Genomic DNA, 15,010 nt, shown 5'->3' with positions numbered 1-15,010 from the left:
GGCCTCGATTGCCGAGCGGATCGCGTCCAGCGTGCGGAAGGCGGGTGCATCGGCGGGCGGCCGTATTGGCTCCGGCAGGACCGGCCTGGGCCGGACTACGAAGTCGTGCAGCGTCGATGTGGCGGCATCGGCGCTTTGGCGTGCTTTGGTGACCGCTTCATCGAGCCGCTGGTTCACCGAGTCTGACAGCTCGGTGATCGCGTCGTTGTCCACTCCAGCCGCGTGGAGCCGATTGGCGTGGACGAGCAGAGGATCGCGTTCTCGCCATTCCTGCAGTTCCTCGAGGGTTCGATAATGCTGTGGGTCCCCCTCGTAGTGACCGCGCCAGCGGTATGTGGCCGCCTCGACGATGGCCGGACCCTGACCGGAGCGGATGTCATCCAGGAGGGCCTGCATCAACGCCGATACTGCCAGGATGTCGTTGCCATCAACGGAGACGTAGCTGACCCCGTACCCTGTTGCCCGATGTTCGAGCGGTACGGCATGCTGTGCCGATGCCGGTGAGAACTCGGCGTAGCCGTTGTTCTCGCAGAGGAAGATCACCGGCAACCGCCAGACCGCGGCCAGATTCAACGCCTCGTGGAACGCACCATGCGCCGCCGCTCCATCGCCGAAGAAGGCGACCACCACGCCGCCTTCGCCTCGCAACTTGGCCGCCGTGCCGGCGCCGACGGCGATTGGGAGCCCGGCTGCGACGATGCCGTTGGCGCCGAAGACCCCGATGTTCGGGTCGGCGATGTGCATGGAGCCACCCCGCCCGCGATTCGTACCGGCCTCCTTGCCCATCAACTCGGCGAACATGCCGAGCGGATCGAGACCTTTGGCAAGACAGTGGCCGTGACCCCGGTGGGTGGAGGTGATCACGTCGGAAGCGCGCAACGGCCAGCAGGCCCCGACCGCGGCCGCCTCCTGACCTGTCGACAGATGCACGAACCCCGGCACCTCGCCGTCGCGGTAGAGCGCCGAGACTCTCTCCTCGAACCCGCGGATCAGCAACATCCGCCTGTGCATCTCTACCAGGTTGTCGCGTGAGAGCTCGTGCGAGTCCCCTCGGCAGGCCTTCACCCGGCAACTATCGTCCACCGGCCTAGTATAGTACTGGACGGTACAATTTCGGGTGGGGTGATGCGAGAGCAGATCGACGACGTGGACGCGTTCCCTAGCCCAGGCGATGTCGCCGGGAAGCGTGTGGTGATCACCGGTGGCGGGCGCGGGCTGGGCGAGCTGCTGGTCAAGGCGTTCTCCCACGCCGGTGCGAGGGTCGCGCTCGCGGCCAGGACCGAGCGAGAGATCTCCGCCGTGGCCGGAGCCTTGGACGGGCCGACCATGAACTTTGCGGGGGACGTGCGCGACTCCGACTTCAATGAGTCCGTGGCCGACGGTGTGGTAGCTGCATGGGGCGGCGTCGATGTGTGGATCGGGAACGCCGGTATCTCTCCGATCGTGGCGGGCCCGCTGAAGACCAACCCGGACGCGTGGCGTGAGGTGATCGACGTGAATCTCACCGGAGCCTTCCTCGGCGCCCGAGCCGCAGCCCGGGTCATGGCCGACGGCGGGCGAGTCATCTTCACGGGGTCGGTACTCGGCGAGCGGCCCTGCAAGGGGCTCTCGGCCTATTGCGCGTCCAAGGCCGCGCTCATCGGCATGGCCAAGGCGCTCGCGCTCGACTTGGCCCCCGAGGGGATCACCGTGAACGTGGTGGCCCCGGGGTGGTTCGACTCGCCGCTGGCCGACGGGTGGAAGACCAACCCGCGGCTCGCCGACGCGATCACCGAGCACACGGCGCAGCGACGATGGGGCCATCCTCGCGACCTGGTGGGCGCCTACCGGTTTCTGGCGTCAGACGCGTCGGCGTTCGTGACCGGGGCGGTGTTGACCGTAGACGGAGGGTATCTGCTCGTATGAGGGCACGGCGGGTCATTGCGATCACGGGCGCGGGTGGCACCCTCGGTTCGGCGATCTCGCACCATCTTGCTGGGCAGGCCCCGACCGATCTGGTTCTCAGTGACCTCAGCGCAGCCGCGCTCGAGGCGACCGAAGCAGGTCTCGAGGAGGAACAGGCCGAGCTCGCCACGGTGCTCGCCGACGTGACCGATCTGGCGCAGGTCGAGCACGTGGTCGCACGGGCGGTCGAGACCTTCGGGCGTCTCGACGTGTTCATCAGCAACGCCGGGGTGCTCAACGCCAACGGACGGATTCACAATCTGGCGACGGAAGAATGGGAGCGTGCCTTCCGGGTCAATGTGATGGGTGCCGTGAATGCGATTCGGGCAGCCGCTCCGGTCATGCGGCGGCAGCAGTCGGGGTCGATCATCCTGACCGCATCGGTCGCGGGGATCACGGCATGGACGCATGCCGCGCCGTACTGTGCCACCAAGGCTGCAGTGATCCAGCTGGCCAAGGTGGCCGCTGTCGAGTATGCGCGTGATGGCATTCGCGTCAACTGCGTGTGCCCGGGAACGTTCCTCTCTGCGATGCACGGGGAGCTGCCTGCCGAGGCGATCGAGGCGACGCGGGTCAAGCATCCGCTCGGGCTCGGCTCTGCTGACGATCTCGTCGGTGTCTACGAGTATCTGGCGAGCGACGCAGCGCGCTGGACTACGGGGTCGGCGATCGTGGTCGACGGCGGTTACTCCGCTCCGTGAGGTGGATGTTGGAGCGGTCTGGCTGGCCGGTGATGCCCTGAAGGACAAGATCGCCAAATGCCGTGGAGACGTCATGTGCTGACAATCGCCTGTTCGGCTTGAACCACATGTAGGTGTAGTTGTGGAGACCGAGCCAAGCGAGCGATGTCAGCCAGGGATCGAGGTCCTCGCGGAACTCGCCCGACTCGACACCGGCTCGCACTACTGCCTCGACGCGGCGCTCGTACTCCCGCCGACGCCGACGGAAAGCCTTGGCGCGATCGCCGGTGAGCGCACGGAACTCGTGCAGGAAGACCCACACGTGGTCGGGGTAGCGGGCGATGATGTCGAGCAGCTCGTCCCCGAGCGCGGCGAGCTGCTCCGAGGGCGATCCGCCTGTCCGTGCCACGCGCTCGGCGCTGAGCATCACCTCATCCATCACCCGGTCGTGGATCGCCGCGAGCAGATCCTCCTTGGACCCGATGTAGTAATAGAGCGCGCCCCTGCCGAGCTCATTGGCGTCGCACAACTCGGACAGGCCGGTCGCGTGATAGCCCTGGTGGGCGAAGAGCCCCGCCGAGGTGTCTACGATCATCTGGCGTCGGGCGTGCCACTTCGGACCTCGGCGAGGACTGGCGCGGGTCGGGTCCTGTGGCATCACACATTTATACCTGAGTCGTGTTTCGGCAGCTCTATACTAACTGGTCGGTACGAATCGTCGTGTGTCCGGAAGCGGGGCGGTGGTCGAGCGAACGCCATTGAAGGACGAGGCGGACATGAGCTGGTGCGGAGTTCTCGCGCACCACGCCAGTCGCAGGCCGGGGAAGGCGCTCTGCGTCTTCGGGGACGAGATCGTCACCTATGAGGAGATGGCTACCCGCTCGGCGGCCTTGGCTGGCGGACTGCGCGATCACGGGGTCAGTGCAGGCGACGTCGTAGGCCTCCTTTCGTACAACTGCACTGAGTTCCTGGAGACGATCTTCGCAACCAATCACCTCGGCGCGATCGCCATGCCGATCAACTGGCGGCTTGCAGCACCGGAGATCCGCTACATCCTCGACCACTCCGCAGCACGGGCGCTCGTGTGCGACGGGTCCTTCGTCGATGTCGCGACCGTAGCGACCAACGACATGGACGGCGCTCCCTTCCGTGCCTTCATCGCGGGGCCTGGACCTGGGCACGCAGGGTGGACATCGCTCGCCGATCTCCGAGCAGCGCCGAGGGTGCCGCCTGCCCCAGCCGCTGGCGATGACGTCCACCGGTTGATGTACACGTCGGGGACGACGGGACGCCCCAAAGGGGTCATGATCACGCATGCGAACCTGGCGTGGAAGAACCTGGCCCACATCATCGAGTTCGGCATTACCAGCGCGGATGTGGGCCTGGCCTGCGGACCCCTGTACCACGTTGGAGCGCTCGACCTCACGACCACCACGCTGATCGCGGCGGGAGCGACGACCATCATCCATCGCGCGTTCGATGCATCCGCTGTCGTCCAGGAGATCGAGCGGTCGTCCGTCACTACCGTGTGGCTGGCACCCGCGATGGTCAATGCCGTCATGGCCCTGCCGGACGTCAACCAGCGCGATCTCTCCTCGGTGCGCCTGCTGATCAACGGTGGAGAGAAGATGCCGATTCCCCTCATCGAGCGGCTGCAGAGGACGTTTCCCTCGGCGTGGTTCGCCGACGCATACGGTCTTACCGAGACGGTCTCGGGCGACACCTTCTTGGACAACGGGAGCGTGCTGACCAAGCTCGGAAGCGTCGGCCGACCCTGCCTCTACCTCGAGGTCGACATCTGGGACGAGCACGGGACGTCGCTACCCCCGGGGGAGCGTGGAGAGGTTGTACTGCGCGGTCCCAAGGTCTTCAAGGGCTACTGGCGCGATCCTGACGCGACCCGAGCGGCGTTTTCCGGCGGCTGGTTCCACACCGGAGACATCGGCGTCAGAGACGAGGAGGGCTACCTCTACATCGTCGATCGGCTCAAAGACATGATCTCGTCAGGTGGTGAGAACATCGCTGGTTCTGAGGTGGAACGCGTTCTCTACGAGCACGACGAGGTGGTCGAAGCAGCGGTGGTGGCGCGTCCTGATGATCGATGGGGTGAGGTGCCGGTCGCCTTCGTGGTGTTGCGGGCGAACCCGACGGCAACGTCGGACGAGCTCATCTGCCACTGCCGACGTCAGCTGGCGGGCTTCAAGGTCCCCAAGGAGATCTTCCTCCTCGATGGACTGCCGCGGAATCCATCCGGCAAGGTGCTCAAGCGCGAGCTCCGAGAGGTGAGAAGATGAGGCAGTACAGCTTCGAGGGGCGTGTCGCCGTCATCAGTGGTGCGGGACGTGGTATCGGACGGGCGCATGCCCTGTTGCTAGCCGAGCGGGGCGCAAATGTCGTCGTCAATGACCTGGGCGGCACGAAGGAAGGCACCGGAGGGGACTCCGAACCGGCCCGAACCGTCGTCGCCGAGATCGCTGACGCCGGCGGCGCAGCGATCGCCGATTCCAACGACGTATCCACGGTTTCCGGTAGCGAAGCGCTGATCAACGCTGCCGTCGCCAGGTTCGGACGCATCGATATCGTGATCAACAACGCAGGCGTCATTCGGTGGGCAGCATTTCCCGAAGCCGATTCTGACAACCTCGAGCGCCACCTCGCCGTGCATGTCGGCGGCTCCTTCAACACGACTCGTGCCGCGTGGCCGCATATGGTCAAGCAAGGTTACGGCCGAGTCGTGATGACAACATCGACAGGGGTGTTCGGCCTACCCGACAACCTTGGCTACGCCACTGCCAAGGCGGCGGTCATCGGCATGACGCGTAGCCTCACGGTCGCGGGCGCCGCTCACGGTATCAAGGCCAATCTCATTGCGCCTGCCGCCTCGACGCGGATGGCGGCCCATGCCTCGGACGGGCTGGACCCCGGCGGGCAGCCGGCCCCGAAGCAGATGGAGCCCGAGCTCGTCGCGCCGATTGTTGCTTTCCTCGCTCACGAGGAATGCAGTGTCAGCGGCGAGATCTATGTTGCCGGCGCTGGACGATTCGCCCGCATCTTTGTTGCCTCGACCGAGGGCTATGTCCACCCTCGACCAGCGCAGATGACGATCGAGGACGTTGCCGAAAATTGGGGAACGATCAACGACGAGACCGGCTACTACACCCCCGCGGATCTCCTGGAGTGGTCTGCGCACTTCATGGCACACCTGTAGCCAGCCGTTGGCCGTCTGCAGCCAGAGGGAGAAGAGGCAGTGACGAAGCGGTGGAAACAGCGCCCGCCCGGCTCCACTTGGGGCGATTGGGGAGAGGACGACGAGCTTGGGCGCATCAATCTGCTGAGCCCCGAGAAAGTCCTCCAAGGAGTGCGTGAGGTCGAGGCCGGCATCAGCTTCTGTCTGAGCTTGCCACTCGATTATCCGGGTGGGACAGCCTTGAACCAGCGACGGTACCCGCCGGTCGTCGCGCCGACGGAAGATCTGCAGGGCAACCCCAGCGTCTTCTACAACGTTCACATGAGCCAGATGGCCGAGGGCGACGCGCGCTTCGTGGACGTCTGGGCCGATGACGTGGTGACCCTGTCCCTGCAGTACTCGACGCAGTGGGACGCGCTCACCCACGTGGGCGCCGAGTTCGACGCCGACGGCGACGGGGTCGAGGAAGCGGTCTACTACAACGGGTATCGGGCCGGGGTCGACATCGTCGGACCGCAGCCCGACGCCCGCGGGGACGGCGGCAACCACCTTTCCTTCGCGCACCACCTCGGTTTGGAGCACATGGCTTACCAGGGCGTGCAGGGGCGAGGCGTCCTCGTCGACTTGGCCCGTCATCTGGGTCACGACTGGCGCGCGGTCAATCTGACGACGCTCGAGGAGATCATGGCGGCTGACAACGTCGTCGTGGAGCCGGGGGACATCCTCCTGCTTCACACCGGCTTCGCTACACAGGTGCTCAACTGGAACCGTGAGCCCGATCCCGTGAAGATCCACACGATGTGCTCGTACCTCGACGCTTGGGACGAGCCATTGCTGGAGTGGATCACGGAGTCGCAGGTGTCGGCGCTGGTGGCGGACAACTACGCGGTAGAAGGGCTGGTGCCCGTAAAGCGCGACAAGAGCCGGCAGTCGCTGCTCCCCATCCACCACCTCTGCCTCTTCCGGCTCGGCGTCCCTCTCGGAGAGATGTGGTACCTGCACGAGCTCGCGACCTGGCTTCGCGAGCACAATCGAAGCCGATTTCTCCTCACCGCCCCGCCGCTGCGACTCCCCGGAACGGCTGGGTCCCCGGTGACGCCCATCGCGACGGTCTGACAGGGAAGGAGCTTGACAGTTGGTGACTCAGTGAGCCGTTGGCCTAAGGTGAGGCATGCGTTTCGGTCTCGATGTCGCACAACAACGTATGCCGTGGGACGAGCTCGTGGGCCGCGTGCGGCTCGCCGAGGAACTGGGCTTTGACGGAGCGTGGGGGTTCGATCACCTTCAACCGATGTACGGCGAGGGCCCGGGAGAGACGTTCGAGGGCATGACGACACTGGCGGCCCTGGCGGGGATCACCTCGCGGATCCGTCTCGGGCTGCTCGTGACGGGCGTGACGTACCGATATCCCTCGGTCTTCGCCGCACAGGGGCTGACGATCGACCACGCGTCCCATGGCCGCCTCGAGCTCTCGCTCGGCGCAGCATGGTTCGACAAGGAGCACCACGAGCTCGGTATCCCGTTCCCTTCTACATCGACCCGCTTCGACCTGCTCGAGGACGCGCTCGAGATCGTCCTGCGGCTGTACACCGGCGAGGTGGTGTCGTTCGAGGGTCGGGTCGTGTCATTGCGGGATGCGCAGTTGCAGCCCAGGCCTGTGCAGCAGCCCCACCCGCCGATCTGGATCGGCGGCAGCGGTCCTCGCCGGACACTCCCGCTCGTGGCCAAGTACGCGGACGTGTGGCACACGTGGGGCACTCCGAATTCGTTGCGGGACACGAACGCTCGTCTCGACGAGCTGGCCGTCGAGGCGGGACGCGATCCGGCGTCGATCATGCGGGCGAGCTCGCTTTCCCTCGACGACCTCGAGACCGCTCGAAAGCACGCGTCGAAGTGGCGCGAGGCAGGTTATGGGTATCTCGTCTGCGGCTGGCCAGAGGCCGGCCGATCACAGGTCGAGGCCTTTGCGCGGGACGTCATGCCCGATCTCACCGGGTAGGTCGGACCTTGAACCCAGGCCGCGGCCGCCGATTGGTCCGGCAGGCCTGAGGGGCGAGTCGGGCGATCTCGTTTCGCCGCCGAGTCACGGCGGAGCGCCGCCATATCCCGCTCTCCCGTCCCTGAGGGGGTCCGTGTTGTAGACTAACCGGTCAGTCCAAACTGCATCTGGGCGAGCACCGGAGGAAACAACGCCGTGGGTCAGAAGTGGTCGGCACTGCCGGTGCCGCACGCGATGGAGCTCCCCGACCGGGCGCCCAAGGAGCGCTACTTCGACCGGGACTTCTACCAGCTGGAGGCGGAGCTGCTGTGGCCTCGGGTCTGGCAGATGGCGTGCCGGCTCGAGGAGATCCCGGAGCCGGGTGACTTCGTCGAGTACGAGATACTCGATCAGTCGGTCATCGTGCTGCGGGCCGACGACATGGGCGTTCGAGCGTTCCAGAACGCCTGCCGCCATCGTGGTGTCAAGGTCGTCCAGGGTCGGGGGACCTGCGGGAGCGGCTTCACCTGCCCGTTCCACGGGTGGTGCTACGGCCTCGACGGAGCCAACACGCACATCCCGCAGCGGCGCACCTTTGCGGAGCACAACCTGCTGCCCGAGGACCTCGACCTGAGGCCGGTGCGGTGCGAGGTGTGGGGTGCGTGCGCGTGGATCAACCTCGATGACGACGCGCCGCCGTTGCGGCAGTGCATCGAGCCGGCGGCCACCATCCTCGACGGGTGGAAGGTGGAGTCGCTGCGGACCGAATGGTGGCATGCCTGCCGACTCCCGGTGAACTGGAAGCTCGCCCAGGAGGCCTTCCAGGAGCAGTACCACGTCGTGGAGACGCATCCCCAGCTCGTCATCCCCGGGATGAGATATGCAGCGCGAGACGGGGCGGCGTTCGACGCACGCGCATTTGTCGACGCCGAGCTCCGGTACCTGCGCACGATGAGCGAGGGCATGGCCGGGATGGTGCACTCGAATGATGTGCGCATCGCCGAGGGCCTGCGGGACATCGAGCTTCCCCCCGACCCCGAGCAGGCGATGTCGACCTGGTATCGCACCCTGAACGACTCGGTGGTGAGCTGGCACCGGGCCGCGGGCTCTGACATCCCGGACCTCAACGAGCTCGAGGCAAAAGGGATCAACGAGCCGATGGGCTATTGCTTCCCGCACTACTTCGTGTTGCCCATGTACAGCAGTGCCTCCTCCTATCGCTTTCGCCCGCTCGGACCGGAGGAGACGCTGATGGAGGTCTGGTCGCTTACCAGATTCCCAAAGGGATCTGAGCCGGAGAAGCCCACGCCGCCGGATCTGTGGGAGTGCGACGACCCACGGTGGCCCCCGATCACGGCGCAGGACTTCTCGAACCTGCCGAGGCAGCAGCGGGGCCTGCACGCGAAGGGCTTCGACTACATGCGCCTCTCGGAGCGGGCCGAGGGCCATCTCGCGAACTTCGAACGGACCCTCGACGGCTTCCTCGCCGGGTTTCCCTACGAGAAGCTGTTTGCGGCCCTGCAGGCGATCAACGTGAACCCACTCGAGAGGCCGGTCGTCGACATCGACTTCTGACCGTCCCGGTACCAGTAGCCAATATTGACGTCGTAATCAAAAGTTGGCTACAGTGGCGCACCGATGTTCACGCTCGACGGGATTCTGGACGCCCTCACGCTCGAGCAGGTCGCGCCAGACCGGTACCGCGCGTCGAACGTGCAGACCGGACACGCCGTCGTCTTCGGCGGGCAGCTCCTGGCACAGTCGATCGTTGCGGGGGCGGTCGAGCACGACAGCAAGACCATCAAGACGCTCCACACCGTCTTCGCCCGCAGCGCGTCGCCCGACGCTCCCGTGGACATCACTGTCGACCGCATGCACACCGGTCGGGCGCTGGCGAGCAGCACAGTGACCATCAGCCAGGGAGATCGTCTCTGCACGCGGTCGATCGTGCTGCTCAGCACGGACGAACCCGACCTCATCCGTCACGCGGACCGGTCCCTGCTGTCGTCGACCCCCGAGGAAGCCGTCGCCTCCAGTCGCGACTCGGCCGCCTGGGAGGCACGAATCGTGGGCGGCGTCGACGTGGACGACCCGGACACGGTCGGGCCGCCCGAGCTCGACATCTGGATTCGCTTCGTCGGTGCTCCCGAGGATCCCGTGGTCAATCAGGCGCTCCTGGCGTTCGTCAGTGACGGGTTCCTCATCGGGACCGCCATGGCTCCCCATCGAGGCGTGGGCCAAGCCCAGGCTCACGTGAGTATCTCGACCGGCGTGCTCAGCCATACGCTCACATTCCATGAGCCGTTCTCCGCCGCAGCGTGGCTCCTGCTCTCGCACAGCAGCCCGTACGCGGGGCGGGGCCGAAGCTACGGGCGGGCGGACGTGTTTCGAACCGACGGCCAGCTCGTCGCGTCCTTCGTCCAGGACGGCATCATTCGGGCTATGCCCGCGGCTGGCGCCGGCGCGCGGTAGGCGGTGTCGCAATTCCGACGTCGGCGTGGATGCGTCCTGGGCGCAAGGAGCGCAGCGAGTGAGACCCCTCCCAGAGCTGACGCCGGCCAACGAGTGGTTCTGGAAGTCCGGAGCAGACGGCCGCCTCCGCGTCCAGCGCTGCCGTGACTGCCGGGCGTTCGTGCATCCGCCCGTCCCCATCTGCCCGAAGTGCCACAGCCGATCGTGGGAGCCGGCGTCCGTCTCCGGCCGGGGCACGGTCGTCGGCTTCACCGTCAACGCGCAACGATGGCTGCCGGGCTTCGACCCTCCATATGTGATCGCGAACGTCGCCCTCGCCGAGGACGCCGGGATCCACCTCACCACGAACGTCGTCGGCTGCGAGCCGGCCGACGTGCACATCGGACAGGAAGTCGTTGTCCGGTTCGAGCACGACGAAGACGTGTGGCTGCCCCTGTTCAGGCCGACCGGGGAGACCAGCTTTGCCGATCGCGTCCCGGAGCCCGAGCGCCCCGTTCCTCGCCCGCCGAAGCGCGGCGACCGATTCGAGCACCGAGCTGTCCTGTCTGGAATCGGACGATCGGCGATCGGGCGACGACTCATGGTCGACCCGCTGTCGCTCACGATCGACGCCTGCCTCGAGGCCGTCGCCGACGCCGGCCTGACGCTCGACGACATCGACGGCCTGTCGACGTATCCGGGACCTGCCGGCATGGGGATGAGCGAGGGCGGTGTGACTGCGGTCGAGGAAGCGCTCCGGCTCCACCCGACATGGATCAACGGCGGGGGCGACCTACCCGGCCCCGGTGGCGCGGTGATCGCCGCAATGCTCGCGGTCGCCGCTGGCCTGTGCCGCAATGTGCTGTGCTTTCGCACCGTGTGGGAAGCCACCTTTGCCGCTCTGCACCTCGGCGATCAGGGCGGTCGCCGCGTGTCGGGCCCGATGAGGGAATGGCGTGCACCCTTCGGGGCGTTGTCGGCGGCGAATTGGATCGCCATGAATGCCAGCCAGTACTTCCACCGTTACGGAGCGACTCGCGAGATGCTCGGTGTGATCGCCCTCAACGGCCGGGCCAACGCGGCTCGAAACCCCGTGGCCATCTACCGCGAACCGATGACGATGGACGACTACCTCTCGGCACGACCCATCACATCTCCCTTGGGGCTCTATGACTGTGACGTGCCCTGCGATGGGTCGATCGCAGTGCTCGTGTCCGACGCGGCCGCCGCCGCAGACCTGCCGAAGCGGGCGGTGCGCGTGGAGGCCGTCGGGACCCAGATCATCGAGCGCGTCTCCTGGGACCAGGGGACCCTCACCCACGAGCCGCAGGTGCTGGGCCAGGCTGCGCACCTGTGGACGAGGACGGGCCTGCGCCCCGAGGACATCGATGTCGCGCTCGTGTACGACGGGTTCACGTTCAACGCCATCTCCTGGCTCGAGGCCCTCGGGTTCTGTGGTCTCGGCGAGGCTCAGCAGTGGCTCGACCACGGGCGCCGCATCGCGCTCGACGGGGAGCTCCCGGTGAACCCTCATGGCGGCCAGCTCTCCGAGGGTCGGACGCACGGCTTCGGGTTCATCTACGAAGCAGTCGCCCAGCTACGGCACGAGGCCGGCGACCGTCAGGTCGCCGGTGCGACGAACGCTGTCGTCGCCACCGGTGGCGGCACGCCGTCTGGCGTCCTGCTCCTCCAACGGGATGGCACGTGATGGATCGAAAGACAACGAACGACAAGGTTGCGTCGCTCGATGCTCCCTGCCATCGGGGAGCGCCCCGGTACAGTACGAACGATCTCGTGCCGCCGTGCGGCGGATAGGGAGGAGACGCGTTGCCGACAGCTGCGGCGATCGAGAATGATGCGCCGAACGGCCCTCGCTCCCGGAAGGGCGTCAGGACGCGGGCGCGCCTCGTCCAGGCGGCCAAGGAGGTCTTCGAGGAGGACGGCTTTCTCGAGGCCCGCATCTCGGACATCGCGGAGCGGGCCGGCCTGTCGCATGGCTCCTTCTACCACTACTTCGACTCCAAGGAGCAGGTATTCCGCGAGGTGGCGGAGACCATGGACGAGCGGCTCAGCGAGCCCTTGGGCAGCGTCATACTCGCCAGTGGGTCGAGCGAGACACCGCGGGAGCGCATCGAGAAGGCCATTCGCAGCCACCTCGAGCGCTACCGCGAGGAAGCCCGGATCATGGGTGTGATCGAGCAGGTGTCGCGATACGACGAGCACGTCAATGCCGTGCGCTTTGCTCGGCACAAGGCCTACAACGAGGACGTCGCTGATTCGATCCGTCGGCTGCAACGCCGGGAAATGGCCGATCCCAAGCTCGATCCCGCCATCGCAGCCGCAGCCCTCGGTGCGATGATGTCGCGCTTCGCGGAGATGTGGCTCGTCGAGGGTTTCCTGGATTGCCGCTTCGACGATGCCGTCGAGCAGCTCACCGCGGTCTTCGTGAACGCGCTGGGCGTGCAGGACGGGACGGACCTGCCGCTCCGTCGCCCCCCGAGAGGAAAGTAACGAGCCTGCACCGAGCCACCACTGACGGCCCCGGCCGAAGGGCAGCGTCATCCTGGTGGCAGGTGTTGTCCACGTCCTAGCCGTTCGGCTAGGCTGCTAGCCGATCGGCTAGGTGTGCGAGCGCCGGGAGGTGCGGTGAGCGACTTCGACACCATCGACTTCTTCACGGACGAATCGTTGGTCAACGATCCATACCCCTACTTCGAGTACCTGCGGGCGAAGTGCCCTGTTGTCCACGAGCCGGCGCAGGGCACGCTGGCGGTCACGGGATACGACGAGATCTCGGAGATCTACCGGAGGATCGAGGACTTCTCGTCGTGCAACTCGGCGATCGGGCCGTTCGCCCCGTTCCCGACCAAGCCCGAGGGTGACGACATCAGCGCGTTCATCGCCGAGCACCGCGGCCAGCTCCCGATGAACGAGCACTTCGTGACGATGGACCCGCCGGAGCACACCAGGCACCGGTCACTGCTGCATCGACTCATGACGCCCAAGCGGCTGAAGGAGAACGAGGACTACATGTGGCGGCTGGCCGACCGCCAGATCGACGAGTTCATCGGCAAAGGCAGCTGTGAGTTCATCGCCGAATACTCGAAGCCGTTCGCACTGCTCGTCGTGGCCGACATCCTTGGCGTTCCCGAGGAGGACCACGATCTGATCCGGCGACACCTCGGGGTCCAACGCCCGGGCGCGGTGGAGGATGGCGACCACGATTGGAATGCTCTCAACCCGCTGGGATCCCTCGACCAGCTGTTCATCTCCTACATCGAGGATCGCCGACGAGCACCGCGCCACGACGTGCTGACAGCCCTGGCCACCGCCACATTCCCCGATGGAACTGTCCCCGACCCGGTCGAAGTCTCGCGGGCGGCCACGTTCATGTTCGCCGCCGGCCAGGAGACGACGGCCCGCCTGCTGGCGACCGCGCTCGAGGTGCTCGGCGCCCGGCCGGAACTCCAGCAGCGCGTCCGCGCCAACCGCGACCTGATTCCCGACTTCATCGAGGAGTGCCTGCGGTTCGAGAGCCCCGTGAAGGCGGACTTCCGGCTGGCGAAGCGCAACACGATGATCGGCGCCGTCGAAGTGGCGGCAGGCACCACGGTGACGCTGTTCAACGGCGCGGCCAATCGCGACCCTGGCCGCTTCGCGTCCCCCGGCGAGTTCGACGCCGACCGCCCGAACGCCCGCGACCACCTTGCGTTCGGGCGTGGCATCCACTCATGCCCCGGCGGACCACTCGCCCGCGCCGAGGCCCGCATCAGCATTGAATCCATCCTCGACCGCATGGGCGACATCGAGATCTCCGCACGGCACCACGGTCCGGCCGACAATCGACGCTATGAGTACGAGCCGACCTTCATCCTCAGGGGGCTTACCGCACTGCATATCGACTTCACCCCGCTCGGGAGCAGCCTTTGAGCCGGGTCGTCGTCACGGGCGGCGCCTCGGGTATTTGGCCTGGAGTCAACTGCTAGGCATGAGAAATCGCCGCGTGAGCTGTAAGAGCTGGGATTGGAGTGTGGCGTCGTCGAGGCCGGTGACGAGAGGGTGCAACACTGCGCCACTGATGGCTGCGGTGAGCATGGCCGCCGAAACACGAGCTTCTCGTGTGGTGTTGCCCATGAGGAGGCGGCACACACGATCCATGGCGTCCCGGAAGGGTTCGTGCTCGGCGAAGAACCCCACGATCACGGGATCGCTCATGATGATGCTGACCGTGTGACGGCGCTGGACTGCGAGGTCGACGATCCCCGTGACCAGCACATCGCGCGCCCCCGTCGGCGAGGGCTCGCCCTCAGCGGCGTGGATCACCGCCTGCAGCCTCGCCAGCTCGGCCTCGGCAGCGCTGAGTACGATCTCGTCCTTGGTCTTGAACTGGTGGTAGACGGCAGCCTTCGTGACGCCGATCTCGTCAGCGATCATCTGCAACGACGTCCCGCCGACACCGTGCTTGGCGAACAGATCGAGGGCAGTCGTGATGATGCGGGCCTGCGCAGCGCGGGGCGCGACCGGTACGGCATCGCTGATGGTGCCTGCTTGCTGGCGGCTCATACCCCGAGGCTAGCCCACCGGTGGTCCTGCAAGTAGCCGATCGGCTACCTTCTCGGCGAACGCGGAGCCTTCGTGCCTTCCCCATTGCCTTGACGAGCTCCGTCGCCGTGGCCTCCCAAGAAGACGGCCCGGGCGATGTCGTCGCGCTCGAGGAGCTCGGTGGCGGCTCCCTCGAAGCGGATCTCGCCCTTTTCCATGAACACGGCC

The 15,010-nt window shown here is 66.4% G+C and carries 14 protein-coding genes; 11 read left to right on the top strand and 3 right to left on the bottom strand.

Going from position 1 to position 15,010, the window contains the following annotated elements; all coding sequences use genetic code 11:
• The coding region (locus VGF64_11380) for a thiamine pyrophosphate-dependent dehydrogenase E1 component subunit alpha (GenBank protein HEY1635352.1) at positions 1-1,248 on the bottom strand (1,248 nt) is incomplete at its 3' end.
• Between VGF64_11380 and VGF64_11375 the strand changes: the two genes are divergently transcribed.
• A complete protein-coding gene (locus tag VGF64_11375; GenBank protein ID HEY1635351.1) occupies positions 1,192-1,905 on the top strand; it encodes an SDR family oxidoreductase in 714 nt (237 codons plus the stop codon). The two genes, VGF64_11380 and VGF64_11375, sit on opposite strands and share 57 nt — an antisense overlap.
• On the top strand, positions 1,902-2,645 hold the full coding sequence (locus VGF64_11370) for an SDR family NAD(P)-dependent oxidoreductase (GenBank protein ID HEY1635350.1): 744 nt from the start codon (positions 1,902-1,904) through the stop codon (positions 2,643-2,645). Before VGF64_11375 ends, VGF64_11370 begins: the two co-directional genes overlap by 4 nt.
• Here VGF64_11370 and VGF64_11365 read toward each other — a convergent pair.
• Complete coding sequence (locus VGF64_11365) at positions 2,599-3,219, bottom strand: TetR/AcrR family transcriptional regulator (protein ID HEY1635349.1); 621 nt, start codon at positions 3,217-3,219, stop codon at positions 2,599-2,601. The genes VGF64_11370 and VGF64_11365 overlap by 47 nt on opposite strands.
• Positions 3,220-3,346: 127 nt before the next feature.
• Between VGF64_11365 and VGF64_11360 the strand changes: the two genes are divergently transcribed.
• The 9 genes from VGF64_11360 to VGF64_11320 all read left to right on the top strand — a co-directional run bounded on the left by VGF64_11360 (position 3,347) and on the right by VGF64_11320 (position 14,170).
• Complete coding sequence (locus VGF64_11360; protein ID HEY1635348.1) at positions 3,347-4,918, top strand: long-chain fatty acid--CoA ligase; 1,572 nt, start codon at positions 3,347-3,349, stop codon at positions 4,916-4,918.
• Positions 4,915-5,832 carry an SDR family NAD(P)-dependent oxidoreductase gene (locus tag VGF64_11355; protein HEY1635347.1) on the top strand — a complete coding sequence of 306 codons (918 nt, stop codon included), beginning with the start codon at positions 4,915-4,917 and terminating at the stop codon, positions 5,830-5,832. The genes VGF64_11360 and VGF64_11355 overlap by 4 nt, the downstream gene beginning before the upstream one ends.
• Before the next feature lie 39 nt (positions 5,833-5,871).
• A complete protein-coding gene (locus VGF64_11350) occupies positions 5,872-6,927 on the top strand; it encodes a cyclase family protein (protein HEY1635346.1) in 1,056 nt (351 codons plus the stop codon).
• 55 nt (positions 6,928-6,982) lie between these two features.
• Complete coding sequence (locus VGF64_11345) at positions 6,983-7,810, top strand: LLM class flavin-dependent oxidoreductase (protein HEY1635345.1); 828 nt, start codon at positions 6,983-6,985, stop codon at positions 7,808-7,810.
• Between the two features lie 234 nt (positions 7,811-8,044).
• The gene (locus VGF64_11340) at positions 8,045-9,364 is read left to right on the top strand and encodes an aromatic ring-hydroxylating dioxygenase subunit alpha (protein HEY1635344.1); all 1,320 of its coding nucleotides are present in this window, start codon (positions 8,045-8,047) and stop codon (positions 9,362-9,364) included.
• Between the two features lie 63 nt (positions 9,365-9,427).
• Positions 9,428-10,261 carry an acyl-CoA thioesterase domain-containing protein gene (locus tag VGF64_11335; GenBank protein ID HEY1635343.1) on the top strand — a complete coding sequence of 278 codons (834 nt, stop codon included), beginning with the start codon at positions 9,428-9,430 and terminating at the stop codon, positions 10,259-10,261.
• A 58-nt stretch (positions 10,262-10,319) separates the two neighbouring features.
• Positions 10,320-11,948: an OB-fold domain-containing protein gene (locus tag VGF64_11330; protein HEY1635342.1), complete on the top strand. Its 1,629-nt coding sequence runs from the start codon at positions 10,320-10,322 to the stop codon at positions 11,946-11,948.
• A 119-nt stretch (positions 11,949-12,067) separates the two neighbouring features.
• Entirely contained in the window at positions 12,068-12,751 is a 684-nt protein-coding gene (locus VGF64_11325) for a TetR/AcrR family transcriptional regulator (GenBank protein HEY1635341.1), read from the top strand.
• 135 nt (positions 12,752-12,886) lie between these two features.
• Positions 12,887-14,170, top strand: a complete 1,284-nt coding sequence (locus VGF64_11320) for a cytochrome P450 (protein HEY1635340.1) — start codon at positions 12,887-12,889, stop codon at positions 14,168-14,170.
• A gap of 45 nt (positions 14,171-14,215) precedes the next feature.
• Here VGF64_11320 and VGF64_11315 read toward each other — a convergent pair whose 3' ends face one another.
• Positions 14,216-14,803, bottom strand: a complete 588-nt coding sequence (locus VGF64_11315) for a TetR/AcrR family transcriptional regulator (protein ID HEY1635339.1) — start codon at positions 14,801-14,803, stop codon at positions 14,216-14,218.
• Positions 14,804-15,010 lie beyond the last annotated feature (207 nt).

The organism is Acidimicrobiales bacterium, from assembly GCA_036491125.1.
GTDB lineage: Bacteria > Actinomycetota > Acidimicrobiia > Acidimicrobiales > AC-9 > AC-9.
Note: the sequence above shows the minus strand (reverse complement) of the source record. Positions and strands in the feature narration are given on the sequence as shown.